Source organism: Caballeronia hypogeia (assembly GCF_001544875.2).
Taxonomy (GTDB): domain Bacteria; phylum Pseudomonadota; class Gammaproteobacteria; order Burkholderiales; family Burkholderiaceae; genus Caballeronia; species Caballeronia hypogeia.
The window spans coordinates 375,720-399,938 of record NZ_FCOA02000004.1; the positions used below are offsets into that span (position 1 = coordinate 375,720).

Below are 24,219 nucleotides of genomic sequence, written 5' to 3' on the forward strand. Positions count from 1 at the left end.
AATGACGAATCTGGTGATTGCCGAACACGACAATCAGTCGATCAAGGCCGCGACGCTGAACGCCGTCGCCGCAGCACTGAAGATTGGCGGCGACGTGCATGTGCTCGTCGCGGGCCACCACGCGCAGGCCGCCGCCGACGCAGCGGCGAAAATCGCCGGTGTGGCGAAGGTGCTGCTCGCCGATGCGCCCCAGCTCGAAGAAGGCCTTGCCGAGAACGTCGAGGCGACCGTTCTGACCGTCGCGAAGCACTATTCGCACATTCTCGCGCCCGCCACGGCCGCGGGCAAGAACGTCGCGCCACGCATTGCCGCAAAGCTCGACGTCGCGCAGATCAGCGACATCACGGCGGTCGAATCGCCGGACACGTTCGAGCGCCCGATTTACGCGGGCAACGCGATTGCGACGGTTCAGTCGGCCGATCCGGTCAAGGTCATCACGGTCCGCACGACCGCGTTCGACGCGGTTGCAGCCGTTGGCGGCAGCGCCGGCGTCGAGGCGCTCGAAGCGGCGGCGGACAGCGGACTTTCGCGGTTCGTGAGCCGTGAGGTCACGAAGCTGGACCGTCCGGAACTGACGAGCGCGAAGATCATCGTCTCGGGCGGCCGTGGTCTCGGCAACGGCGAGAACTACACGAAGGTTCTGGAGCCGCTCGCCGACAAACTCAACGCCGCGCTCGGCGCCTCGCGTGCGGCGGTGGATGCGGGCTATGTGCCGAACGACTATCAGGTCGGCCAGACCGGCAAGATCGTCGCGCCGCAGCTCTACGTCGCGGTGGGCATCTCGGGCGCAATCCAGCATCTGGCAGGCATGAAGGACTCGAAGGTGATCGTCGCGATCAACAAGGACGCGGAAGCGCCGATCTTCAGCGTCGCCGACTACGGCCTCGTGGACGACCTGTTCACCGCCGTCCCCAATCTCGCCGCCACGGTCTGAACGGACGTCAATTCAACCCGGCCGATTCCCGGTACTGGCCTGCCTGATTCTCGAGCCAATCGCGGAACACGGTCAGCGCGGCGTTTTCGGACTTGCGCTCCGGATACAGAAAGTGGTACGAGCGGTTGCTAGGCTGCTCGTACTTAACGACCGGCACGAGCACGCCGCGCCGCAGCTCATCTTCGATCAGCAGGCGCGGAATGAGCGCAATGCCGACGCCATACACGGCCGCTTCCGCGAGCATCGAAAAAAGTTCGAGTTTCGGTCCCGACATATCCCCTTCCACCTGAAGCCCACGTGACGCGAACCAGTCGCGCCACGCGTACGGGCGCGTGCTCTGCTGCAAGAGCGGGTAGCGCTTCCAGTCCGCGGGCGCGAGCTTCGTGCGCGGCGCGATGAGGGCCGGGCTGCATACGGCGATCAGCGTCTCGCTCATCAGAACGTGCCCCTCCGTTCCCGGCCAGACGGCGACGCCTGCGTGAATCGCCGCATCGAACCCGGTGTCGTCGAACAGGAACGGCCGCGTGTTCGCGGTGAGATTGACGGTGATGTCCGGGTGCCCGGCAATGAAGTGCGGCAATCTCGGCAGCAGCCACTTGGTCGCGAACGTGGGCACGACGGCAAGCTCGAGCGTGCCGCCGTGGCCGCCCTTGGCCATGATTTCGAGCGTGTCCTGTTCGACGCCGTTCAGACGCGAAGCGACCTTGCGGCTATACGCGAGCCCCGCCTCGGTCAGCGCCACGCCGCGCCGGTCCCGGCGAAACAGCTTGAGGCCGAGGAAATCCTCCAGCCCGCCGATCTGCCGGCAGACCGCGCCTTGCGTGACGGCCAGCTCGTCCGCGGCCTTGGTGAAGCTCTGATGACGCGCTGCGGCCTCGAAGGCGGCGAGCGCGGTCGTTGAAGGGATCTTGCGGCGCATGGCGGGGACTCGTGCGAGAGGTTGTGACTGACTTGTGCAATTTTCGCACAAGTCAATGCGAACAAATCGTTTGATACGACAACCTGTCATCGATAAATTAGCCACGCGACCCACCTCTTGCGAGTATGAAATGAGTAATCAACACAAGTCGGCAGCCTTCCAATGGGACGATCCGCTGCTCCTGGACCAGCAGTTGACCGAAGACGAGCGCATGGTCCGCGATTCCGCGCAGGCGTATTGCCAGGAGCGTCTGGCGCCGCGCGTGCTCGAGGCGTTCCGCAACGAAAGCACCGACCCGAAGATTTTCCGCGAGATGGGCGAGCTGGGCCTTCTGGGTGCGACGATCTCCGAAACCTACGGCGGCGCGGGGCTGAACTACGTCTGCTATGGTCTGGTGGCGCGCGAAGTGGAGCGTGTCGATTCGGGCTATCGCTCGATGATGAGCGTGCAATCGTCGCTTGTGATGGTGCCCATCGAGGCGTTCGGCAACGAGGCGACCAAGCAGAAGTATCTGCCGAAACTCGCGGCCGGCGAGTGGATCGGCTGCTTCGGCCTGACCGAGCCGAATCACGGTTCTGATCCCGGCGCCATGATGACGCGCGCGAAGAAGGTGCCGGGCGGCTACCAGCTCACGGGCAGCAAGATGTGGATCACCAACAGCCCGATCGCCGACGTGTTCGTCGTCTGGGCGAAGGACGACGAAGGCGCCATTCGCGGCTTCGTGCTGGAGAAGGGCTGGAAAGGTTTGTCCGCGCCCGCGATTCACGGCAAGGTCGGCCTGCGGGCGTCGATCACGGGCGAGATCGTGATGGATGACGTCTTCTGTCCTGAGGAAAACGCGTTCCCGGACGTGCGCGGCCTGAAAGGACCGTTCACCTGTCTGAACAGCGCGCGTTACGGCATCGCGTGGGGCGCGCTGGGTGCGGCCGAGGATTGCTGGCATCGCGCGCGCCAGTACGTGCTCGATCGCCGGCAGTTCGGCAAGCCTTTGGCGGCGAACCAGTTGATCCAGAAGAAGCTCGCCGACATGCAGACGGAAATCACGCTCGGCCTGCAAGGCTGCCTGCGCCTCGGTCACATGAAGGACGAGGGCACCGCCGCAGTGGAGATCACGTCGATCATGAAGCGCAATTCGTGCGGCAAGGCGCTCGATATCGCTCGCGTCGCGCGCGACATGCTCGGTGGCAATGGCATCAGCGACGAATTCGGCGTGGCGCGTCATCTCGTCAATCTCGAAGTCGTCAACACGTACGAAGGCACGCACGACATTCACGCGCTGATTCTCGGGCGCGCCATCACCGGCATCGCCGCTTTCTGACGTGCCGGCCATGAACGATACCCTGCAACAAGGCGCGCTGACGGGCTTGCGCGTGCTCGACCTGTCGCGCGTGCTGGCCGGCCCGTGGTCGGGTCAACTGCTCGCGGATCTCGGCGCGGACGTGGTCAAGGTCGAGCGCCCCGGCGCGGGCGACGACACGCGCGCCTGGGGGCCGCCCTGGCTGAGCGACGCGGACGGGCAGGCCACCGGAGAGTCCGCCTACTTTCTGAGTGCCAATCGCAACAAGCGGTCCGTCACGATCGATATCAGCGAACCCGAAGGTCAGCGTATCGTGAAGCAGCTCGCGAGCAAGGCGGATGTCGTGCTCGAAAACTTCAAGGTCGGCGGTCTGGCGCAATACGGTCTCGACTACGCGAGCCTCAAAGCCGCGAATCCGCGCCTTATCTATTGCTCGATCACGGGCTTCGGCCAGACCGGGCCCTACGCGCCGCGCGCCGGCTATGACTTCCTGATTCAGGGCATGGGCGGATTGATGAGCCTCACGGGGCGCGCTGACGGCACCGAAGGCGAGGGGCCGCTGAAAGTGGGCGTGGCGCTGACGGACGTCATGACGGGACTCTATGCGACGGTGGCGGTCCTCGCGGCCCTGGCGCGCCGCGAGCGCTCGGGCGAGGGCCAGCATATCGATCTGTCGCTGCTCGACGTGCAGATCGCCTGCCTTGCCAACCAGGCCGCGAATTATCTGGTCGGCGGCATGGTGCCGCGACGCATGGGCAACGCGCATCCGAGCATCGTGCCGTACCAGGATTTTCCGACGGCCGATGGCTACATGATCATCGCGGTCGGCAACGATGGCCAGTTCGCCAAGCTCTGCAAGTCGCTGGGCAGGCCGGAATGGGCCGGGGACGCCCGCTTTGCGACGAATCCCCAGCGCGTGCAGCACCGGGAAGAATTGATTGCGCTGTTGCGCGGCGTCACGGTCGGCCGCACGACTGACGAGTGGGTCGCCGTGATGGAAGCCGCCGGTGTTCCGTGCGGCCCGATCAACAGCCTCGACAAGGTGTTCGCCGATCCGCACGTACAAGCCCGCGAGATGCGTGTGGAGATGCCGCATGCGCTGGCGGAGCAGGTGTCGCTGGTCGCGAACCCGATCCGGATGTCCGAGTCGCCGGTGCAATACCGGCGCTCTCCGCCGACGCTCGGCGAGCACACGGAGGAAGTGCTGAGCGGCTGGCTCGACATGACCTCGGCGGACATCGCCGATCTGCATCTGAAGAAAATCGTATGACGCGTGTAGGCGAAAGCATGAATTGGGTCGAAGAATACGGCCCGCGCGAGTCGATGGAATACGACGTGGTGATCGTCGGCGGCGGCCCCGCCGGACTCTCGGCTGCCATCCGGCTCAAGCAGCTGGCTGCGGAAAAGGGTGTCGAGATCGGCGTCTGCGTGCTCGAGAAAGGATCGGAAATCGGCGCGCATATCCTCTCGGGCGCGGTGATGGATCCGCGCGCGATCAACGAGCTGATTCCCGACTGGAAGGAAAAAGGCGCACCGCTGAATGTCGAGGTGACAGAGGACCAGTTCCTGTTCCTCAACGAGAAAGGCGCCTTCAAGACCCCGAACTGGGCGCTGCCGGAAAACTTCAGGAACCACGGCAACTACGTGATCAGCCTCGCGAATGTCACGCGCTGGCTGGGCCAGCAGGCCGAGGCGCTCGGGATCGAGATTTTTCCGGGCTTTCCGGCGGCCGACGTCCTGTACCACGACTACGGTTCCGTCAAAGGCGTCGTCACGGGCGACGTGGGCGTCGGCAAGGACGGCGAGCCCACCGGGAACTTCCAGCTCGGTATGGAACTGCACGCGAAGTACACGCTTTTTTGCGAGGGCGCGCGCGGACACCTCGGCCGGAAACTGAACGAGAAATTCAAGCTCGACGAGGACGCCGACCCGCAGGTCTACGGCATCGGTATCAAGGAACTCTGGGAGATCGATCCTGCGAAGCACCAGCCCGGCCTGGTGATTCACACCGCCGGCTGGCCGCTCGACACGGAGACTTATGGCGGCTCGTTCCTCTATCACATCGACAACAACCAGGTGATGGTGGGCTTCGTCGTTGGCCTTGGCTACACGAATCCGTATCTCTCGCCGTTCGAGGAATTTCAGCGCTACAAGACGCACCCGGAGATCCGAAAGTATCTCGATGGCGGCAAGCGTGTCTCGTACGGCGCACGCGCGATCACCGCGGGCGGCCTGATGTCGCTGCCCCGGCTCGTGTTCCCCGGCGGCGCGCTGGTCGGCGACGAGGCGGGCTTCCTGAACGCTTCGCGCATCAAGGGCAGTCACGCGGCGATCAAGACCGGCATGCTGGCCGCCGAAGCGGCATTCGATGCCGTGCAGGCAGGCCGTCAGGGCGACCAGCTCACCGCCTATCCGGAGTCGTTCAGGACCTCGTGGCTCCATGGCGAACTCAATCGCGCGCGCAACTTCAAGCAGTGGATGAGCAAGGGGTTGTACCTCGGCACGCTGATGGTCGGGATCGAACAGAAACTGCTGGGCGGCAAGGTGCCCTGGACGCTGCATCATCGGCACCGAGATCACGAGATGCTCAGGCCGGCCTCGCAGTGCAAGCCGATCGAGTATCCGAAGCCCGATGGCAAGCTGACGTTCGACCGCCTCTCGTCGGTGTTCATCTCGAACACCAACCACGAGGAGAACCAGCCGGCGCATTTGACGCTCAAGGACCTGAGCGTGCCGGTGAACGTGAACCTGCGCACCTACGCCGGCCCGGAGGCACGCTTTTGTCCCGCTGCCGTGTACGAGTTCGTGAAGAACGATGACGGCGGCGACCGCCTCGTCATCAATGCGCAGAACTGCGTGCACTGCAAGACCTGCGACATCAAGGACCCGACGCAGAACATCGTGTGGGTCACGCCGGAAGGCGGTGGCGGGCCGAACTATCCGAACATGTGACGGCGCAATGGACATTCAAAAGATTGGCATCGTTGGCGCGGGGCAAATGGGCAGCGGCATTGCACAGGTGTGCGCGCAAGCCGGTCTGGACGTCGTGCTCAACGACATCAGCGAAGAAGCCGTGCAACGTGGCATCGACCGCATCTCGGCCAGCCTGGAACGGATGGTGCGCAAGGACAAGCTCTCGGCGGACGAGGCGTCGGCAGCGTTGGCGCGCATCGAGCGCGGCGTCGCGTCGGGCAGCCTTGCCGCCTGCGACTTCGTGATCGAGGGCGCCACCGAAAACGTGCAGATCAAGCGGGACATCCTCCGACAACTCGACGGCGTGCTGCAGCCGGGCGCGATCATCGCGACGAACACCTCGTCGGTCTCGATCACGATGCTCGCCGCGACGCTCGCGAATCCGGCGCGGTTCATCGGGATGCATTTCTTCAACCCTGTCCCGATGATGGAGCTGATCGAAGTGATTCGCGGCATCCAGACCAGCGACATCACCTTCGAGGCGACCGTGGCGCTCGCGAGGCGCATCGGCAAAACGGCGATCGACGTCAGGAATTCGCCGGGATTCGCCGTCAATCGCATCCTCGTGCCGATGATCAACGAAGCGGTCTTCGTGCTGCAAGAGGGCATCGCGAGCGCCGAAGGAATCGATGCCGGCATGAAGCTCGGCGCGAATCATCCGATCGGGCCGCTGGCGCTGGCCGACCTTATCGGACTCGACACGGTGCTCGCGATCATGAAAGTGCTGTATCGCGACTTCAACGATCCGAAATACAGGCCGGCGGCGTTGCTTAAAGAGATGGTGGACGCGGGGTATCTGGGGCGGAAAAACGGACGCGGGTTTTACACGTATTGAGACGGCGGGCGCGGTTTCAGGTCAACCATAGCCGGCGTTCAGCGGCGTCCGCGGTCGTGTGATAACTGGCTCAGCGAGCATGTGCTTGCCGACGGCACATACCGTCCTTTTGCTTCTCGACGGCTTTGCTAGCGGCGGCATAATCCTCCGAGAATGTTCGCTGCGCAAAGCAAGGGGCGGTCGTCGCGAGCAATTCATCGACGGTCGCATACTGCTTGTCGAACACCCAGGGACGTCGTGCGAGCCTGCGATCGTTGAGCCAATAAGGGCTCCAGTCCCGGGTCGTTTCTATGATCTCGCGCGCAAACTCCGGCCCGTATTCAAGTCCTCCTTCAATGACGATATCGATATAAGACTCGAGGAGCGGAAACCGCGCGTCGGGAAGCGGAAGTCCTTCGCCCGGCGCTTTCCCGGCCGCCTGAGGTACGTACACCCAGACGGTTCCCTGCGCGGGCAGCGACTGCCACGACACCGCCTCGATAAGCGCGCGGGGCACCTCGACCCGCACATATCCCTTCTCGCGCTGGTCGAACGCGGACATGTCATCGCCCACGGGATAGATGACGCCGTTGATCGTCATGGGCCGTTCGCCCTCGAGCGGGCGACGAAGACCGAGTGCGGTGAATCCCGAGGGAGCCCGGTCGCTCCAGCTGCGCACGTATCCGAACGCCGCCGATACGCGCACCGGAATCGCCGCAACCGGTTTGCCGGCCGTGGCGTTGCGCGATGGCGTGTCGATAAGCGAGCCGTAGCCAAAAATAAACTGCGTGGGCTGGTCCGGAAGACGGGTTCCCCAGTAGTCCGTTGTCTGCGCTTGCGTCAGCCAGCTAACGAGCGCGAGCGCAACGCCCAGTGCTCGAATCTTTGCCATTGGCGATAACATCGCGTCTCCATCCGGTATGTGGCATCAGACGCCCTCATGAGTCACGATAGTTCAGGCTGCTTCGGCACGGTCAATCGATCAATCGGAGCGATCGAAATGCCCGTAATTGACCGTGTTGAAATGCGGTACCTCACTGCCGTTGAAACTCGTCGCGCGGAAAGCCCCTTTCTCGAACTGAAACGTCAGCAAACCGGGCGCGATATCGGGATCGTCGAAGCCGATGAGAAAGGTATCTCCCGACCAATGGCGCAGTCTTGCCGGATATTCATTATTAGCGATGCGAACGGCCAGATCTTCACCATCACGGTCTATTACGAGGCGGCCATAGAGCAGGCTGACAAAGGTTCCGATAAAGGCGTCACGATCTCGCTCCAGCGGCTTCGAGTCATCTGGCGGTGTGGGAATCAGAAGCAGAGAATTCCATCCGGCTTGCTCCTCGCGGATCTGCGTTTGAAGGTCTCGACCTGAGGGCGCCAGTACCCGTTCGAGAAACTCCGCACGCACCGCCTCCGGGAAAACCGTCATCTGCTTGTTGGCGAAAATGGCGATGCCAAGTCTAAGTTCAGGGATAAGCGCAACGATCGAGCGCACGCCGTTGAGCGCGCCATTCTTCTCGACCACGCGCCAGCGAAGAAAGTGGTGCGGAAGCAGATCGCCGTATTTCGGCAGCCCCGTGCGATGGGCGAAGAAGTCGCGCAATGTCACGTTCTGCGTGCCGTAGGGCTCGGCGAGCACTGTCTCCGGAGAGAACGTCCGGACCGGGGCGTCCCACGAAACCGCCCCTTTTTTATCGATCAGGACGCCGAGGGCAGTCGCGGCAACGAACTTGCTCATGGACGCGATCTGAAATCTGGTATCCCCATCCACGGAAGCGGAATCGCCTTGACGACGCACGCCGAACCCTCCGAGGTACTCGATGCCCTGGTCGCTGGCCGCGACGACAACCGCGCCGGGTACACCATACTCCTTGCGTGTTTGTTCGATGAACCGGTCGAACGAAAGGCCGTTCACTTCACGGGTCAGGGATTCTTCCAGCGCCGGTGTTGTGCCCATTTGCATCAGCTTCCTGATCGACGAAGAACGCGAGGCGGTTGCAGAGCGCGTGCGTCCGCTTGCTTCCCTTTGTCTAATGGTGGAACCCGTCGTCGAGCCATCTTCATGGGAGACTCGTTTCTACTTTCGATCAATTTAGAAACGCGGCTTCGCCTACGAAATCAGGGTATTCATTGATGCCGTGGAGCTTCGCTTCGTCTAACAGGAGCGAGCTTGATCTGCAACTTTCAAGGGACTCGAATCCGTTATGTCAGATTATTGTGCTCTCAGGTTCCGGCGTGCGCCGACGATTGACATCCTCGGCGCACGAGTTTTTCCTCGACTGAGGTAAGCAACGGTCCCGATTTGTGCGGGCACAGAGGGAAGAAGAGGGGCGCTTCTACTGGCCCCCAAAATAGATTTGCTTCATCTCGTCGGTAGAGGCGGGCCGAACGACGGCACGCGAGCCTGACGACGATGAACCGGCGGGCATTCCGCCATACGCGGTCGAGCTGTCGGCCGGTATCCGTGCTGCAGCCGCCTGGATGTCGCCCGGATAAGTTGCGTCGTCGCTCTTGGCCGGATCATAGCCGGCCTGCTCGAACTGCTGTAACTCCGCACGCACCTGGGCGCGTGTCAGTGACGGATCCGTCTGAGAGAATGCCGCGAGAGGCAAGGAAAGCGCCGACGCTGCGGCGACTGCGATAACGACTGATTTCATGGCAACCTCCTCGTGAATGCCAGGCAGCGGGATTCGGGTGAACCGTATCCGCTGGCATTGATTTTCCGACGGAGCCGACGCCGTCGACACCCACGTAGGTAGGCGAACGGCCGAGATCGAACCGCGAAAGATGTAGGCATTCGGAAGGGAGAGGGCACATTCGTACCGCTACATTTGTATATTCGGAATCGAGTGACGCCCTGCTATGCTTTTTGAATGTCATGCCGCCGTACTCGCGGACGGCGACATTCCTGATCGGGCAACCCTATGAGATCGGCGAACCTCCGTGTACGCAGGTTCAGATCGGCGGCTCAGGAACGTGCGTTCCGGAGGGACTACGCGCAGCGTTTTTCCGTGCAGCGAAAGCTTTCCATCGCAATCTTCACCGCCTTATGGATTGTTTTTTCCATCCGTGATTTCGAACGGCTCGACATACTCGATCCCGTCCATCTGCACCACGCCGAACTCATTTTCGTGAGAGCCGCTGCCGCCATCGGCATGGGCGCGGCCGTCCTGTTGTGGACGCCGCGCGCGCTCGACGACGAACGCTGGGCCGTCGGGCTGCTCTGCCTGTGGACGCTCAGCGCCTGGCTGGCCACTCTGAGAATGCTGCAGATCGTGGACCTGCCATGGCATGAACACTATTCGATCCTGACGCTTACCCTGTTCACGATCTTCATGGCTTTCCGGCTTCGGGCGATCACTGCGGCGTGGCTGGTCGGGCTTTGTGTCGTGAGTTATCTGCTCATGCTCTTCCTCGCGCCGCCGGGCGAGAAATTCGGCATGCATCTTTCGTCGATGCTCGCGCACGCCACGAGCCTGCCGCTGACGTACGCCATAGGCGTGGTTGTCAGCATTCCGCTGGAACGCTCGGCGAGGCGCGAATTCATGTACCGACGCAGCTTGCGTGCGGCCAAGGCGCGCGTCGAGACGGCGTCCCGCGCGGTCAACGAACAGAACAAGCGCATGCAGGAGCTAGTCAAGGAAAAGGAGCGATTTTTCTCGTCGGCGTATCACGACATCCAGCAGCCGCTCGCCGCGATCAATCTCTTCATCCGCAGTGCCCGGATGAATATCGGCGACGGACGCGCGGTCAAACGCGACCTTGAAGTCATCGAGGAGACCGCGTCGGACATCGTCGACATGTTCAAGGAGATCCAGGACTACAGCGAGCTGGGCTCGTATGTGCCCCGCCTTGCGCCGGTCAATACTCTGGACTTATTGACGGAAGTGGTGGGGCAATACCGGGAGATGGCCCGGTCGCGGGGAATCGATCTCAGGCTCGCGAGGCGGCGAGTCAGACCGCCGTCCATCGAGACAGACCGGTCGCTCCTCAAGCGGGCCCTGTCCAATCTCGTATCGAACGCGATCAAGAGCACGTCGTCGGGCGGCGTTGTGCTTGGCTGGGTGCATCTGGATGAGCGGCTGCGCATCGATGTATGGGACACCGGAATCGGCATTGCCGCCGTGCATCGCGAGGCGATTTTTGCCGAGTACTATCAGATCAACAATTCGGAGCGCGACCGTTCGAAAGGGCTGGGACTCGGATTATCGATCGTGCAGCGCGTCGTTCGCATTCTGCCGGGACACGCGGTGAGCTTCGCATCGACCGAAGGGCGCGGCTCGCGCTTTTCGCTCTACGCGAGCGTGGCGGCATCGACGCCGGCTACCGGGACGAATCAGTATGGCAAGGTCTGCAATCCCGATCTCAACGGCGCGTTCATGCTGCTGTGCGACGACGAACCGAAAGTCCTCGAAGGCCTGCGCCGCCTTTTTTCGAGTGCGGGCGCGCTCGTGCAGGCCGCGGAATCGATGGCCGGGTTCGCCGCCATTCTCGCCGATGACAGCCGCATTCCCGATCTCATCGTGACCGATATCCGGTTGCGCGATGGCGCCTCCGGCATGGCGGTTGCCGATCGGATCAGGCGTCACTACGCGTGGGCGGGCGTGATTCCAGTCGCGTTCATTACCGGCGAGCTGTTGTCCGTTCGCGTGCTTCGCGATTTTCCGGAGCCTTTCGTGTTACTACGCAAGTCATCGGCGCCGGAAGACTTGCTGGGGGAAATCAGCCGGTTCGCTGCCGCCCATCGGAAGGAGAATCTCGATCTCGCGAAGCATCTGTGACCGACAGCGTTCCGAGCGTGATGCCCTTGTCCGCCATCATCACGATGAGTTCAGTGCGGCGCCGCAGGTTGAAGTGCGCGAGCAGATGACTGATGTACTTGCGCACGGTGATGTCTTCGAGCCCCATCTTCGACGCAATGGCTTTGGAGGGGAGTCCGCGTACTAGCCACGCGAGCGTTTCATACTCCCGTGGCGGCAGTCCGAGGCGCGGCGCGTCCCAAGGTTCGACACTGCCGTTCGTTGGCGGTGCTTTTTCTGAGTCGTGTGCCGGTGCCTCGGCCATGTCGATCGCACGCCGCAGCCCGGCAATGCTCGCCGCGGGCAGGAACACACCGCCCGAGAGCACCGCAACGATCGCGGCGTGGAGTGCTTCGGGCGACGACGATTTCGGCACGTAGCCCATTGCGCGGAGTTCGAGGCATCGACCGACCGTCTCCATGCTTTCGTCGCCCGATACCACGACCACGGGCAAGGACGGTCGCGCATCCTTCAAGCGGCCGAGCGCGTCGCAACCATGCCCGTCAGGAAGTTCGAGGTCCAGAAAAACGATATCCGGCTGCCCGGTCATCGCCAGATCGATTCCATGCGATAGCGTACTCGCATGCAAAAGCTCTGCATCCGGGAAAAGCTCCTTGATGAGCAGTGCAAGACCGGCTCTGAAGAGTTCGTGATCGTCGACGAGCAGTATGCGCATCGCATCGTCTCCCTGAAACACACGCACTTCGTACGGATGAAGCACCCGGCATTCTGACTACAACGATATGCCAGGGTGCGCCGTATTCGAACGATCTTACACGCGGTTCGACGTTGAGACAGGCCTATGTCATGCAAAGCAAAACCGAACGAGTGTGCAGGGTCCCGCACTCGCTTTATGCATTGGCCCCGCCATCGACGGTGAGCGCCGCGCCGGTGATATAGCTAGCGTTCTTGCTCGCCAGAAACACCACCGCTTGCGCGATGTCCTCGCCGTTTCCATAGTCGCCGGTCGCCGTCAGCGATTTCAGCGTCGGCCCGAACGGACCCTCGACCGGGTTCATATCAGTATTGATCGAGCCGGGCTGCACCAGATTCGCTGTGATGCCGCGCGGGCCGAGTTCCCGCGCCAGCCCCTTCGTGAACGCGACGAGCGCAGACTTGGACGCGGAATAGACACCGAGCATCGAGGCGGGTACGCGGTCGGCGAAATAGCTGCCGATCGAAATGATGCGTCCACCCGTCGGCAGATGCGGAATCGCGGCTTTCGCGGCCAGAATCGGCCCGCGCACGTTGACGTCGAGCGTCGCGTCGATGTCTTCGATGGAGATGTCTTTCACATCGCCCATCCGGAGAATGCCCGCGTTGTTGACGAGAATATCGAGGCCGCCCAGTGCTTCGACCGTCTTCTGTACGGATGCCTGAATTGCCGATGCATCGGCGCTATCGGCCCGGATCGCGACACCACGGCGGCCTTCCGCTTCGATCGCCTCGACGACCCGCGCGGCTTGTTCCGACGACTTCTCATACGTGATCGCCACGTCCGCGCCCGCGGCGGCCAAAGCCTTCGCGATCGAGGCACCGATACCACGGCTTGCTCCCGTGACCAGAGCGCGTTTTCCTTCGAGCATCATGATGTTCTCCGTTGTGTGTTGAACGTTCCAGGTGAGTGGTCAGTCAGGCAAACAGCTGCTGGATTTCGCCGTATGGCAAAGGCTGGTCGGCGAGTGCTTCGGAGCGGCCGTGCGCCAGAAAGTCCTGTGTCATGGCCTTCGCTCTGCCGAGCAAAACCTGCGCGATCGCGCTGCCCGCACTGAGCCGTCGCACGCCGAGTTTGCCGAGCGTCGTGGCATCGGGCAGACCGGGAAGCGCCATGACGTTCAGCGGCAAACGCGTTGCGCCGACAATCGTCTCGATGTCCGACGGCTGCACGAGCGCCGGCAGGAAAAGACCATCCGCGCCCGCCGATGCGTACAGATTGCCGCGCGCGATCGACTCCTGTGGCTGCTTTGGTTTCTCGACGAGAGTGGCGAGAAACACATCGCTGCGCGCGTTGACGAAAAGATCGAGGCCCGCTTTCGCAACGGCGCTTTTGATCGCTTCGATCTTCGCGGCCAGAAGCGACGCGGCGTCCGGGCCGTCTTCGATATTGATGCCGGCAATGCCCATATCCGCCAGTTGCAGCACGTGGTCCGCGACGGTCCTGGGGTCGTCGGAGTAGCCGTGCTCGACATCGACGGACAGCGGCGCTTTCAGCACGCGCACGATGCGCCGGACCGAGGCGGCGACTTCCGCGAAAGGCAGCATGCGGCCGTCGGGATAACCCAGCGCCCATGCGAAACCGGCGCTCGTCGTGGCGATTGCAGGCGCGCCTTGCGCTTCGATGAGCCGCGCGCTGCCGGCATCCCAGGCATTCGGCAAAAGCAGCGGCGTTGAATTGACGTGTAACTGACGAAATGTGTTTGCGTTGGACATGACGGTTTCCTTGAATCCCGGATGGAAGTGATTTGCCGATTGCTCAGGCCGCTACCGCGCTTTTCGATCCCGTGAACGATGCGATGCGGCGCGTCGCCAGCCCGGAGACCAGAATCGCGATCACGACGGGAATGGCGGAGAGATAGCCCAGGTTGTGGCTGCCGGTCACGGGAATCACGACGGCGCCAAGCGTTCCGGCTATGGACACGCCGACATACGTCGCCGACGTGTTGAGTCCGACGAGCACCGAGGTCATCGGCGGATTCAGGCTCGCGAGGCGGAACTGCTGCGGCACCAGCACGCCCCACGCACAGGCGCCCCAGATCGTCACCGCGATGGCCGCGCTCCAGAGGTGCGCGCTCGTCCACGGCAGGGTGAAGATGACAATCGCGACGATCGCCAGCTTGATCAGCACGACCTCGTGCGAACCGATCCGGTCGAGAATGCGCCCCGTCAGCAGGTTGGAGATCGTCCCGGCCAGCCCCCACAGTACGAGCAGTCCGCCGAGCACGGTGGCGCTGTGCCCGGTGGCGCGGTCGAAGACGACCGAGAAGTAGCTGAAGATGATGAAGGTGCCGATCTGCGCCAGCACGGTCGTCGCAAGCGTCAGACCGACGCGCGAATCGGTCAGCGGCGACAGACGCTCGCGCAGCGAAATTGCCGGCGGCAGCGGCACTTCGGGCATGAACGCGAGGATGCCGAGGAAGGCAGCGCCACCGAGCGCGGCGACGAGCACCAGCGTCCAGTGCCAGCCCGCGAGCCCGCCGATGACCGCGCCGATGGGCGAGCCGAGCGCCGTCGCCGTGGTCAGCCCCGCCACGATGATCGACAGCGCGTAGCCGCGCCGCTCCGGCGGCACCAGTGCCGCGCCGGTGCCGCTGGCCGTCGGCGAGAACATCGCGGCGCCTAAGCCCGCCAAAGCGCGCGTCGCGAGCGCGATGCCGAGATTCGGCGCGACGATCGTGCCGAGATTGGCAATCACGAACAGGCCGATGCCGCTGAGCAGCAAGCGCTTGCGTCCCACGTTCGCGGCCAGCGCCGCGATGGTCGGGCCCAGCAGCGCATAGCTCAGCGCGTAGACGCTGATCAACTGTCCCGCCGCGCCGATACTCACGCCAAACGAATGAGCGATCTCAGGCAGGATGCCCGCGAAGACGAAGCTATCGGTGCCCAGCGCGAACATGCCGAGCGAAAGCGTGAGTAGTCGGCGATCCATTTCGACCTCGCTTGAAAATTGATGAATTCGGTTGCTTGACGAAACTATAGGGAACGCAACCCGACCGCACTACCCGGCGGAAGTGGGAAGCTGTTCCCCATAAAGTGGCGAGGTCTCAGTTCTTCGCGGCGACCTGCTGCTGCGGCGTGTCCCAGCCGCCTCCGAGCGAACGGAACGTCCTGACGGCGGCGCGTGCGGCATCGGCTCGGGTCGCATCGAGATCGGCGCGCGAATTGAGCAGTTGGCGGTCGGCGTCGAGGACGTCGGTGAGCGTGATCGAACCCGCGCGATATGCCTTCTCGGACAGGTCCCGCGCCTTCGTCAAGGCATCGACTTCCTGCTGGATTTCCTGCGCGCGAATCTCCGTTTGCGAAAGCGTCATGAACGCGTTCTCGACGTCCTCAGCCGCCTTGAGCGCCGCTTCCCGATACTGCGCCAGCGCCTCCGCGTATGAGCCGCGCGCACTCCTGACCTCGGCGTCCACCTTGCCGAAATCGAACAGACGCCAGCGCAGCGCGCCGGTGCCGACCGCCTGGAACGCCTTCGCGCTCAGGAAGTGGCTGGCCGAAACGCTGTCGAATCCCAGCGCCCCGGAGAGCGAGATCTTCGGGTAGTACTCGGCCAGCGCGACGCCGATCGCTTCGTTGGACGCCGCCAGATGCCTTTCCGCCGCGATGATGTCCGGGCGGCGGCGCAAGACATCGACCGGTGTATCGCCGCTGCCGATGGCCGGCACGCCCGGAATCTCGCCCGCGTGCGCGCCGAGTTCCGCCGCGTAAGTGCCGGGCTGCGCGCCCAGCAGCACATCGAGCCGGTTCAGTTGCGCTTCGAGCGCGACCCGCAGGCTCGGCACCGTGGCGCGAGCCTGACGCAACAACGCTTCGGCCTGGGCCACTTCGCGTTCGTCGGATGCGCCGGCCCGCTTGCGCGCTTTCACGAGTTCGAGCAGACGCGCGTCGGTGTCCACCTGATCCTGGGTGACGGCAAGCTGCGCCTGCAGACCGCGGATTTGCAGATAGGCGTCGGCGGCATCGGCGGCGACGGTGACGCGCGTACCGAGTTGCGCGGCCTCGGCGGCCTGCTCTTCGTCGGTCGCGGCGGCGTGTGCGCGTCGCAACCCGCCGGCGAGATCGATTTCCCAACTCGCCGTCGCGCCCGCCACGTATTCTTTCTGATCGCGGCTGTAGTTCGGGAACGCGCTCGCGAGCGCGCCAAGCGGACTCTGCACGCTCTGATGTTCCGCCGAGTACGACGCACCGGCATCGACAGTCGGAAGCAGTTGCGCGCCGGCCGCCTGCGCCGCCGCGCGCGCCTGAGTGACCCGCGCGATCGAGGCCTGAATGCTCAGGTTCTGAGCCAGCGCGCGTTGCACGACCGTGACCAGTTCCGGATCGTCGAAGCCGGTCCACCAGTTGTCGAGGTGCGGCGCGGGCAGCGTGGTTTGCCGCTCCGCCACTTGCTGCGCGTTATGAAACGGCGTCATGTGCGTTTGGGGCTCGACGTAGTCGGGTCCGACCGCGCACGCGGCAAGAAAGGCACTCACGAACAGACCGCCCGCAACCGCTTTCATCGTCCTGACCAGGAGCTTGTTCATTTCGCTTCTCCACTGCTGAGTTTGCGCGGCAGGGCGCGCACGTCGCGCTTTCCACGAGCGCCGAGGTTGCGTACGAAGGCATAAAAGGCGGGCGTGAAGGCGAGGCCGAAAAGCGTCACGCCGAGCATGCCGAAGAACACCGTCGTACCGAGCGACTGCCGCATCTCCGAGCCCGCGCCGGCGGCGATGGCGAGCGGCGCCACGCCTGCGATGAAGGCGAACGACGTCATCAGGATCGGACGCAGGCGCACATGGGCGGCGTGCGTGGCGGCATCCTCCGCGTCGACGCCGTCTTCTTCCTGACGTTGCTTGGCGAATTCCACGATCAGAATCGCGTTCTTGGCCGCCAGCCCGACGAGCACCACGAAGCCGATCTGCGCAAGAATGTCGATCGGCATGCCGCGCACATTCAGACCGATCGATGCCGCGAGCAGACACATCGGCACGATCAGCACGATGGCGAGCGGCGTCTTCCAGCTTTCATACTGCGCGGCCAGCACGAGGAACACGAAGAGCGCGGACGCGGCGAAGACCACGAGCGGCGACATGGTTTGTTCTTTCTGCTGATGCGCCAGATCGGTCCATTCGTAGGCGATGCCGTTCGGCAGCACTTGCCGGGCGAGTTGTTCCATGCGTTCGATCGCATCGCCGGACGAAAGGCCCGGACCTGCCGCGCCCATGATTTCCGCCGCGGGATACATGTTGTAGCGCGGCACGCGATACGGCTGCGTGTTGCTGTGGAACGTCGCCACACTGCTGATCGGCACCATGTCGCCCGATGCGTTGCGCACCTTCAGCCTGCCGATGTCTTCCGGCGTGCGGCGGTACGCTTCGTCGCCCTGAACGCGCACCTGATACGTGCGTCCCATGAAGTTGAAGTCGTTGACGTATTGCGAACCGAGGTAAAGCTCCATCGTCGAGAACACGTCCGTTGGCGTCAGTCCGATTTTTTGTGCCTTGAGACGATCGACGTCCGCATAGACCGATGGCGCGCCTGCGTCGTAGAGCGTGAACACGCCGCCGAAGGTCTTGTCCTTGTTCGCTGCCGCGACCAGCGCGTGGGCCGCGTCGGCGAGCGCCTGCGGTCCGAGTCCGCCGCGGTCTTCGAGCATCAGCTTGAAGCCGCCCGCCGCGCCCAGTCCCTGCACCGGCGGCGGATTCACCACCACGACGACCGCGTCCTTGACCACGGACACGCGCTTGCGCAGTTCGACCAGCATCGAGGCCGCGTTGACGCCCGGCACATGCTTGTCGTACAGGGACGGCAAACCGTAGAACAGCGTGCCCACGTTGGGCGCGATCGTGCCGGTCGTGACATCGAAGCCGGAGACGGGCGACGTGTGCGTGACGCCCTTGAGTCCGGGTGTATCGAGCACGATTTCGTTGATCTCGCGAATCACCTTGTCCGTGCGTTCCAGACTGGAGCCGGGCGGAAGGAACGCGATCACCGCCTGATAACCGATGTCCTGTTCCGGAATGAAGCCCGTGGGCATTCTCGACATTTGCAGGCCCGTCGCCCCGATCAGACCGGCGTAGACGACCAGCATGACCGTGGTCGCGCGCACGGCGCGGCCGGTCATCTTTCCGTATTTCGACGACAGCCATTCGAACGACGCGTTGAAGCGGCCGAAAATCGCATGATGCAGGCGGCCGAGCGCGGTGGAGCCGCCGTGCGTCTTCTCCATTTCGTGCGGCTTGAGCAGCACCGCGGCGAGCGCCGGGCTCAGCGTGAGCGACACGAAGCACGAGATGATGGTGGACGCGGCGATCGTGATCGCGAACTGTTTGAAGAACAGGCCGGAGATGCCGGACATGAGCGCCGTCGGTCCGAACACGGCGCACAAGGTCAGCGCAATGGCGATGATCGCGGTCGAGACTTCCTTCATCGTCTGATGAGCGGCCTCGCGCGGCGTCATGCCGAGCGTCATGTTCCGCTCGATGTTCTCGACCACGACAATGGCATCGTCCACGACGATCCCGACGGCGAGCACCAGCCCGAACAACGAAAGGTTATTGATCGACGCGCCGAACAGCGACAGGATGGCGAACGTTCCGACCAGCGATATCGGAATCGCCACGACCGGAATGATCGTCGCGCGCCAGTTCTGCAGGAACAGATACACCACGCCGACCACCAGCAGAATGGCGATACCGATCGTCTTCGCAACTTCATGGATCGATTGCGACACGAAAGTCGTCGGATCATAGATCTTCATGTAGTCGATGCCCGGCGGAAAGGTCTTCTTCAGTTCGGCCATCTTGGCCCAGACGTCGTGTTCGACCTGGACGACGTTTGCATCCGGCGTTGCGATCACGAACCACGGCGTGGCCGCGTAACGATCCGCATAGGCCTTCGAGCCGTAATCCACCGAGCCGAGCTCGACGTGACCGATATCGCGAATTCGCGTCACGCGTCCCTGAGCGTCCGACTTCACGACGACGTCGCCGAACTGCTCCGGCGTGCTCAAACGGCCGAGCGCCTCGACGTTGATCTGATACGCACCCGTGCCCTGATTCGAAACGGGCGGCTGGTTGAGCACGCCGGCGGACACGGCGGCGTTCTGCGCGCGAAGCGCGGCGAGTATTTCGCTCGCGCTGATCCTGTACGAAGCCGCCTTGTCGGGATCGATCCAGATGCGCATTGCGTATTGCCGTTCACCGAACAACTGAAAGTCCGAGACGCCCGGCAAGCGCGCGATCTGGTCGCGCACCTTGAGCATGTAATTCGACAGGTACTCGGGGCTTCGCGAACCGTCCGGCGAATAGACGTGCACGCCGAGCAGCAGCGCCTGAATCGTCTTCTTCACTTGTACGCCTTGCAACTGCACGTCGGCGGGCAGGCGCGAGAGCGTGTCTTCCACGCGGCTGCGCGTCAGCAAAAGCGCCGTATCCGGATTCGTGCCGACCTTGAAGATCACGGTGATCGTCAGTTGCCCATTGCCGGTCGACTGGCTCGAGATGTAGTCCATGTTCTCGACGCCGTTGATCGACTGTTCGAGCGGCGTTGCGACCGTGCGCGCGATCGTATCGGCCGATGCGCCGGGATACGAGGTCGTGATCTGAATCGTCGTCGGAACGATGTTCGGATACTGCGCCACCGGCAGCTTGATCATGGTCGCGAGACCGATGAGCAACACGAATATGTTGAGCACTGCGGCAAAGCGCGGATGCTCGATGAAGAAGTGCGTCAGTCTCATGATTTCGCTCCTTCGGCCACTTGCTCCGCGGTGAACCGGATGGTTCCGGAGCGCGGAGAAATTTTCGAACCCGGATGAACGGATGGAATGCCGTCGATCACGACGCGGTCCGTCGGCGCAAGCCCGGAGCGGATTACGCGCAAGCCGCCGCGCAGATCGCCGACCTGCACTTTTCTCGGCGTGGCGACATCGTCCGCGCCGACCACATAGACCATGTGGTCGGTCTGGTCGTCGAGCACGGCGGCATCGGGCACGAGCAACGCGGGTTGCGGCGCGGTCGTGGCGAGCCGCACGCGCGCGAAGCCGCCGGGCGTCAGCGACAGATCGCGATTCGGAATCGTGGCGCGCGCGTGGATCGTGCCGCTCGAACGGTCGAGCGTGTTGTCGATGAAATCGAGCTTGCCGGTGCGCGTGAATCCGCTGTCGCCGGTCGGCGAGATGTTCACGGTGTCGGCCAGCGGTCCTTGCTGGCCCGCGCGCGAACGCTGAAACGCGGCATAGTCGTTTTCGCTGATGTCGAAATCCAGATAGACCGGGTCGAGCGAAACGATTGTGGCGAGCAGCGTCGTCGGACCGCTGCCCGCGCGGCTGCCGGAGATCAGATTGCCGGCGGAGACGAGATGCGTGCCGATGCGCCCGGTGAACGGCGCCGTGATCCTGCAGCGATCCAGGTCGAAACGCGCATCGCGAACCAGTGCGTTTGCCCGGTCCACGGCCGCCTGCGCCGCGCGCTGCTCGGCCACGCTCTGATCGACGTTCTCGACGGTTCCCGCTTCCGAGCGTTGCAGTTCCTGCGCGCGGGCCAACTGGCGCGTGGCGAGCGCCAGCCGCGCGTTGGCCGATGCAAGTTCGGCGCTCGCCTCGCTCAGCTTGATGCGATACGGTTCCGGATCGATCTCGAAGAGCAGGTCGCCCTGATGAACGATGTCGCCGTCCTTGAAGTGGATCTGCGTCAACGTGCCGCCGACCTGCGCGCGCAGTTCCACGCGATTCACGGCTGAAAACTGCCCGAGAAACCCGAGCCGGTCTTCGATATCGCGCTGCAACGGCGCGCTGATCGTCACCGATGGCGGCGGCGGCGCGACGACCGGCGCGGCGCCGGAGCCGTGCAGATAAAACGCCGTCGCGGACACGGCGACGAGCACCGCGCCCGCCACGCCTTTGCCGATCCATCGAGCGGAACGGGATTTCGCCGGGGTATCGGGAGCGTCGACTCCCAGCCCAGCCGGATCAAGTTGGTTTTCCATGCTAATCCTAAGTAGATTGAGTGGCCGGGCGACGTCGAGACCTGTTTCGGTTCGCCCATCGGCGATCGTTGTTCCATGCAACTGGCGGTATCGATGCCGGGGGGAGATCCCGGTCGGTGACACGCGCTTAAGTTTCGTGACGCAACTATAGGCAAGCCAGTTGCGTCGCGGTACTGGCCGAAACCGGGAAGCTCTTCCCCGGAAAATGGTTAAGTTGCATGACGAAACTAGATGTAGGATGCAGCCATCATGTATAGAAAACGCTTCGTCGGAATGGAATGTTCGATCGCTCGCGCCCTCGACGAGGTGGGCGAGTGGTGGACGTTGCTGATCGTGCGCGAGTGCACGCAGGGCAGCCGGCGCTTCGACGAGTTTCATGGCGGGCTCGGCATCGCCAGAAACGTGCTGACGGCGCGGCTCGAACGGCTGATCGAACTGGAGATACTCGAACGCTTCCCGCTTGCGGAACGCGCGAACACGTTCGGCTACCGGCTGACCGCGAAAGGAGCGGACTTATATCCAGTGCTGATCGCGCTGATGCAATGGGGCGACAAATGGCTCAGTCCGAACGGCAAGCCGCCTGTCGCATTGATCGAACATGCGAGCGGGCGCCCCGTGGAGACGCTGGAAGTGCGCGGAACGGGCGGGCAGACGTTGGGCTATCGGGACGTTCGTTTCGCGGCCGGTCCCGGCGCGACGAAGAAAACGTGCGAGGTCATCGAGAATCGCAATGAGCGAATGCCCGGAGGCCGGACCGGGAATTCGTGATCGCCGGGAAACGGGATTCAGCGCCGCTTCTGCTTGCCGAACCGGGACAGGGATTCCCTGAGCCGGGGCGCCGCGAAGTCGATGAAATGCCGCAGTTTGATCGCCATGAGGTTTCGGGAGACGTGCACCAGATGAACCGGCACCGGGTCGATTTCGAACTCCGGCAGCAGGACTTCGAGCTGTCCGTGACGCAATGCTTCGTCGGCGTCGTGTTCGAATACGTAGGTGATGCCCGCGTCGTCCGACGCGGCGCTGACGGCCGCATCGGGCGATGTCACTTCGAGACGTGCTTTCACGTCCAGCAGATAGACCTTGTGCGTGGACGGAAGCTGAAAGCGCCACGGCGACAGATACGGGCTATTGAAGACGACGCACGAATATTTGACGAGATCGTCGGGCTCGCGCGGCGGCGTGTGGTTGGCGAGAAAGGACGGACTCGCGCAAAGAATCGGACGCAACGACCCGATGCGCGTGGCGATCATGGTGCTGTCGGGCAGTTCGCCGATACGCACGGCGAGATCTGCGTGCGAATCGATGAGGTCGATGTTCCGGTCGGAGAGAAGCAGTCGAGCCGTAATGTCCGGATACTGTGCAAGGAACTGGTTGATGACCGGCAACACGTGCAGGCGGCCGAGCTGCACGGGCGCGGTGATGACCAGTTCGCCGCGCGCGGCCGCGAATTCGCCGGTGGCTTCGTGCTCCTGTTCACGCACGAGATCGAGAATGCGCCGCGCCGCTGCGACGTATGACATGCCCGCATCGGTCAGGGTGAGCTTGCGCGTGGTTCGTATGAGCAACCGCGTGCCGAGCATCTCTTCGAGATCGGCGACCTTGCGGGTGAGCGTGCTGACGGGAATCTTCAGTTCCCGCGCCGCCGCCGACAGGCTTCCGCCGTCCACGGCGCTCACCAGCATTTCCATGGCTTCCAGTCGGTCCACTGCGTTCACTCAACGAGAATTTCGTCGCAGCATTGTAGGGGAAGTGGCCGGCCGAGGCTCGGATTCATCCGCATCCGTTTCAGGAGATTCACCATGTATGCACAGGCTATCGCGCAATGTATCGAGGCAGTCCGGTCGATGGAGACGTATCTGAACAAGGCCGAACGCTTTGCGAACGCGAAAAAGTTCGATGCCGCCGTCCTGCTGTCGACGCGGCTCGCGCCCGACATGGGCAGTTTGCTCTATCAGATACAGAGCGCCTGCGACTATCTGAAGGGAGGCGCCGCGTGGTTGTCGGGACAGGAGCCGCCGCGACACGAAGACAACGAGCAGACGCTGGACGAAGCGCGTGCGCGCCTGCGCAAGACGATCGACTTCGCCGAAAGCGTGACGGCCCCGCAATACGCCGACGCCGCGAGCCGGATCGTGAAAGTGTCGTGGGTGCCGGGCAAGCTGACCGGAGAAAAATACTTGCTCCAGATCGTCATTCCGAACATCTACTTTCATGTTTCGATGGCTTACGCCATCCTGCGCGCGAATGGCGTCGACCTCGTGAAGAAGGACTTCATCGGACCGGTCGATTCGTTCGACGCCTGATGGATGGGGATGTGTCGAATGTCCCTTCGGGGTACGGTCAACCGCGATAGAGCACGCCATGGGCAACCTCGCGAGCTGGTATCGGCATCGCCAAGTGATCAATGACGGGTCGTCTGGAATTGGGGCGGTTCGACCGTCACGGTCGGTATCCTAGATGGATCGAAGTTTGTGCCCACGGTGGTTCGCGTGAATGCCGTGGGCTCGCCTTGTGCAAGCCGACATCACGCTGCTACGCGAATGGGACGGGTTTGCGGAAGTCGTTCCACGAAAATTGGGAACGAAAAGTAGCTCCTAACTCTTTGATTACTATAACGTGCGTGATACCAAACCGGTCCGAAGAGACAGATTTTGGTGGAGGTGGTCACAACGAAAGAATGCGAACAATCTAAAAAATCCACGAAAATTTCTACGTATTTCCCGCCCTTGGTTGGCCGCCCCTTAATGCTAGTGCTCCATGTCGCCGAGATACCAGGGAGATATTCGGCTACGACCCGCC

21 protein-coding genes are annotated in these 24,219 nt (G+C 63.1%); 9 read left to right on the forward strand and 12 right to left on the reverse strand.

The window, feature by feature from the left end; translation table 11 throughout:
* Position 1 precedes the first annotated feature (1 nt).
* Positions 2–934 carry an electron transfer flavoprotein subunit alpha/FixB family protein gene (locus AWB79_RS10455; protein WP_061167313.1) on the forward strand — a complete coding sequence of 311 codons (933 nt, stop codon included), beginning with the start codon at positions 2–4 and terminating at the stop codon, positions 932–934.
* A gap of 7 nt (positions 935–941) precedes the next feature.
* On the opposite strand, the gene AWB79_RS10460 is transcribed toward AWB79_RS10455, so the two are convergent.
* Positions 942–1,853 carry a LysR family transcriptional regulator gene (locus tag AWB79_RS10460; RefSeq protein ID WP_061167314.1) on the reverse strand — a complete coding sequence of 304 codons (912 nt, stop codon included), beginning with the start codon at positions 1,851–1,853 and terminating at the stop codon, positions 942–944.
* A gap of 130 nt (positions 1,854–1,983) precedes the next feature.
* Between AWB79_RS10460 and AWB79_RS10465 the strand changes: the two genes are divergently transcribed.
* Genes AWB79_RS10465 through AWB79_RS10480 form a run of 4 tightly spaced genes read left to right on the forward strand, consistent with a single transcriptional unit; the run spans position 1,984 to position 6,958 of the window.
* A complete protein-coding gene (locus AWB79_RS10465; protein ID WP_061167315.1) occupies positions 1,984–3,171 on the forward strand; it encodes an acyl-CoA dehydrogenase in 1,188 nt (395 codons plus the stop codon).
* A 10-nt stretch (positions 3,172–3,181) separates the two neighbouring features.
* Positions 3,182–4,420, forward strand: a complete 1,239-nt coding sequence (locus AWB79_RS10470; RefSeq protein ID WP_061167316.1) for a CaiB/BaiF CoA transferase family protein — start codon at positions 3,182–3,184, stop codon at positions 4,418–4,420.
* A 17-nt stretch (positions 4,421–4,437) separates the two neighbouring features.
* A complete protein-coding gene (locus AWB79_RS10475) occupies positions 4,438–6,102 on the forward strand; it encodes an electron transfer flavoprotein-ubiquinone oxidoreductase (protein ID WP_198399001.1) in 1,665 nt (554 codons plus the stop codon).
* A 7-nt stretch (positions 6,103–6,109) separates the two neighbouring features.
* Entirely contained in the window at positions 6,110–6,958 is an 849-nt protein-coding gene (locus tag AWB79_RS10480; RefSeq protein WP_061167317.1) for a 3-hydroxybutyryl-CoA dehydrogenase, read from the forward strand.
* Between the two features lie 70 nt (positions 6,959–7,028).
* On the opposite strand, the gene AWB79_RS10485 is transcribed toward AWB79_RS10480, so the two are convergent.
* From AWB79_RS10485 to AWB79_RS10495, 3 genes are all read right to left on the reverse strand, one after another.
* Positions 7,029–7,841: a gamma-glutamylcyclotransferase family protein gene (locus AWB79_RS10485; RefSeq protein ID WP_232470862.1), complete on the reverse strand. Its 813-nt coding sequence runs from the start codon at positions 7,839–7,841 to the stop codon at positions 7,029–7,031.
* Positions 7,842–7,919: 78 nt separating this feature from the next.
* Complete coding sequence (locus tag AWB79_RS10490; protein WP_198399002.1) at positions 7,920–8,894, reverse strand: serine hydrolase; 975 nt, start codon at positions 8,892–8,894, stop codon at positions 7,920–7,922.
* 379 nt (positions 8,895–9,273) lie between these two features.
* Entirely contained in the window at positions 9,274–9,594 is a 321-nt protein-coding gene (locus AWB79_RS10495; RefSeq protein ID WP_061167320.1) for a DUF4148 domain-containing protein, read from the reverse strand.
* Positions 9,595–9,861: 267 nt separating this feature from the next.
* Here AWB79_RS10495 and AWB79_RS10500 point away from each other — a divergent pair, with 267 nt between their 5' ends.
* Entirely contained in the window at positions 9,862–11,718 is a 1,857-nt protein-coding gene (locus tag AWB79_RS10500; RefSeq protein WP_082862318.1) for a hybrid sensor histidine kinase/response regulator, read from the forward strand.
* Here the strand turns inward: AWB79_RS10500 and AWB79_RS10505 are convergent.
* Positions 11,660–12,361 (reverse strand): response regulator, encoded by a 702-nt coding sequence (locus AWB79_RS10505; protein WP_232470867.1) that lies wholly within the window; start codon positions 12,359–12,361, stop codon positions 11,660–11,662. The genes AWB79_RS10500 and AWB79_RS10505 overlap by 59 nt on opposite strands.
* On the opposite strand from AWB79_RS10505, the gene AWB79_RS40380 reads away from it, so the two are divergent.
* Positions 12,320–12,469: a hypothetical protein gene (locus AWB79_RS40380; protein ID WP_232470868.1), complete on the forward strand. Its 150-nt coding sequence runs from the start codon at positions 12,320–12,322 to the stop codon at positions 12,467–12,469. The genes AWB79_RS10505 and AWB79_RS40380 overlap by 42 nt on opposite strands.
* Positions 12,470–12,587: 118 nt before the next feature.
* On the opposite strand, the gene AWB79_RS10510 is transcribed toward AWB79_RS40380, so the two are convergent.
* The 6 genes from AWB79_RS10510 to AWB79_RS10535 form a co-directional block, all read right to left on the reverse strand.
* Positions 12,588–13,328, reverse strand: coding sequence for an SDR family oxidoreductase (locus AWB79_RS10510; protein ID WP_096031518.1), 741 nt, complete (start codon positions 13,326–13,328; stop codon positions 12,588–12,590).
* Between the two features lie 40 nt (positions 13,329–13,368).
* Positions 13,369–14,166, reverse strand: coding sequence for an isocitrate lyase/PEP mutase family protein (locus AWB79_RS10515; protein WP_061167324.1), 798 nt, complete (start codon positions 14,164–14,166; stop codon positions 13,369–13,371).
* Between the two features lie 43 nt (positions 14,167–14,209).
* Positions 14,210–15,382, reverse strand: a complete 1,173-nt coding sequence (locus AWB79_RS10520) for an MFS transporter (RefSeq protein WP_061167325.1) — start codon at positions 15,380–15,382, stop codon at positions 14,210–14,212.
* A gap of 115 nt (positions 15,383–15,497) precedes the next feature.
* A complete protein-coding gene (locus tag AWB79_RS10525) occupies positions 15,498–16,976 on the reverse strand; it encodes an efflux transporter outer membrane subunit (protein ID WP_061167326.1) in 1,479 nt (492 codons plus the stop codon).
* On the reverse strand, positions 16,973–20,173 hold the full coding sequence (locus AWB79_RS10530) for an efflux RND transporter permease subunit (RefSeq protein ID WP_061167327.1): 3,201 nt from the start codon (positions 20,171–20,173) through the stop codon (positions 16,973–16,975). The genes AWB79_RS10525 and AWB79_RS10530 overlap by 4 nt, the downstream gene beginning before the upstream one ends.
* On the reverse strand, positions 20,170–21,420 hold the full coding sequence (locus AWB79_RS10535; protein WP_061167328.1) for an efflux RND transporter periplasmic adaptor subunit: 1,251 nt from the start codon (positions 21,418–21,420) through the stop codon (positions 20,170–20,172). Before AWB79_RS10535 ends, AWB79_RS10530 begins: the two co-directional genes overlap by 4 nt.
* A gap of 249 nt (positions 21,421–21,669) precedes the next feature.
* Between AWB79_RS10535 and AWB79_RS10540 the strand changes: the two genes are divergently transcribed.
* On the forward strand, positions 21,670–22,188 hold the full coding sequence (locus tag AWB79_RS10540) for a winged helix-turn-helix transcriptional regulator (RefSeq protein ID WP_061167329.1): 519 nt from the start codon (positions 21,670–21,672) through the stop codon (positions 22,186–22,188).
* 17 nt (positions 22,189–22,205) lie between these two features.
* On the opposite strand, the gene AWB79_RS10545 is transcribed toward AWB79_RS10540, so the two are convergent.
* The gene (locus tag AWB79_RS10545; protein WP_332459661.1) at positions 22,206–23,135 is read right to left on the reverse strand and encodes a LysR family transcriptional regulator; all 930 of its coding nucleotides are present in this window, start codon (positions 23,133–23,135) and stop codon (positions 22,206–22,208) included.
* An 84-nt stretch (positions 23,136–23,219) separates the two neighbouring features.
* Between AWB79_RS10545 and AWB79_RS10550 the strand changes: the two genes are divergently transcribed.
* On the forward strand, positions 23,220–23,723 hold the full coding sequence (locus tag AWB79_RS10550; protein ID WP_061167331.1) for a DUF1993 domain-containing protein: 504 nt from the start codon (positions 23,220–23,222) through the stop codon (positions 23,721–23,723).
* The last annotated feature ends 496 nt before the right edge of the window (positions 23,724–24,219 follow it).

What these genes read in the sequence shown, in the direction of transcription:
- AWB79_RS10455 (WP_061167313.1), top strand. Translation starts at nt 2, where the DNA reads ATGACGAATCTGGTGATTGCCGAACACGACAATCAGTCGATCAAGGCC.
- AWB79_RS10460 (WP_061167314.1), bottom strand. Translation starts at nt 1,853, where the DNA reads ATGCGCCGCAAGATCCCTTCAACGACCGCGCTCGCCGCCTTCGAGGCC.
- AWB79_RS10465 (WP_061167315.1), top strand. Translation starts at nt 1,984, where the DNA reads ATGAGTAATCAACACAAGTCGGCAGCCTTCCAATGGGACGATCCGCTG.
- AWB79_RS10470 (WP_061167316.1), top strand. Translation starts at nt 3,182, where the DNA reads ATGAACGATACCCTGCAACAAGGCGCGCTGACGGGCTTGCGCGTGCTC.
- AWB79_RS10475 (WP_198399001.1), top strand. Translation starts at nt 4,438, where the DNA reads ATGAATTGGGTCGAAGAATACGGCCCGCGCGAGTCGATGGAATACGAC.
- AWB79_RS10480 (WP_061167317.1), top strand. Translation starts at nt 6,110, where the DNA reads ATGGACATTCAAAAGATTGGCATCGTTGGCGCGGGGCAAATGGGCAGC.
- AWB79_RS10485 (WP_232470862.1), bottom strand. Translation starts at nt 7,841, where the DNA reads ATGTTATCGCCAATGGCAAAGATTCGAGCACTGGGCGTTGCGCTCGCG.
- AWB79_RS10490 (WP_198399002.1), bottom strand. Translation starts at nt 8,894, where the DNA reads ATGGGCACAACACCGGCGCTGGAAGAATCCCTGACCCGTGAAGTGAAC.
- AWB79_RS10495 (WP_061167320.1), bottom strand. Translation starts at nt 9,594, where the DNA reads ATGAAATCAGTCGTTATCGCAGTCGCCGCAGCGTCGGCGCTTTCCTTG.
- AWB79_RS10500 (WP_082862318.1), top strand. Translation starts at nt 9,862, where the DNA reads ATGAGATCGGCGAACCTCCGTGTACGCAGGTTCAGATCGGCGGCTCAG.
- AWB79_RS40380 (WP_232470868.1), top strand. Translation starts at nt 12,320, where the DNA reads ATGCAAAAGCTCTGCATCCGGGAAAAGCTCCTTGATGAGCAGTGCAAG.
- AWB79_RS10515 (WP_061167324.1), bottom strand. Translation starts at nt 14,166, where the DNA reads ATGTCCAACGCAAACACATTTCGTCAGTTACACGTCAATTCAACGCCG.
- AWB79_RS10520 (WP_061167325.1), bottom strand. Translation starts at nt 15,382, where the DNA reads ATGGATCGCCGACTACTCACGCTTTCGCTCGGCATGTTCGCGCTGGGC.
- AWB79_RS10525 (WP_061167326.1), bottom strand. Translation starts at nt 16,976, where the DNA reads ATGAACAAGCTCCTGGTCAGGACGATGAAAGCGGTTGCGGGCGGTCTG.
- AWB79_RS10530 (WP_061167327.1), bottom strand. Translation starts at nt 20,173, where the DNA reads ATGAGACTGACGCACTTCTTCATCGAGCATCCGCGCTTTGCCGCAGTG.
- AWB79_RS10535 (WP_061167328.1), bottom strand. Translation starts at nt 21,420, where the DNA reads ATGGAAAACCAACTTGATCCGGCTGGGCTGGGAGTCGACGCTCCCGAT.
- AWB79_RS10540 (WP_061167329.1), top strand. Translation starts at nt 21,670, where the DNA reads ATGTATAGAAAACGCTTCGTCGGAATGGAATGTTCGATCGCTCGCGCC.
- AWB79_RS10550 (WP_061167331.1), top strand. Translation starts at nt 23,220, where the DNA reads ATGTATGCACAGGCTATCGCGCAATGTATCGAGGCAGTCCGGTCGATG.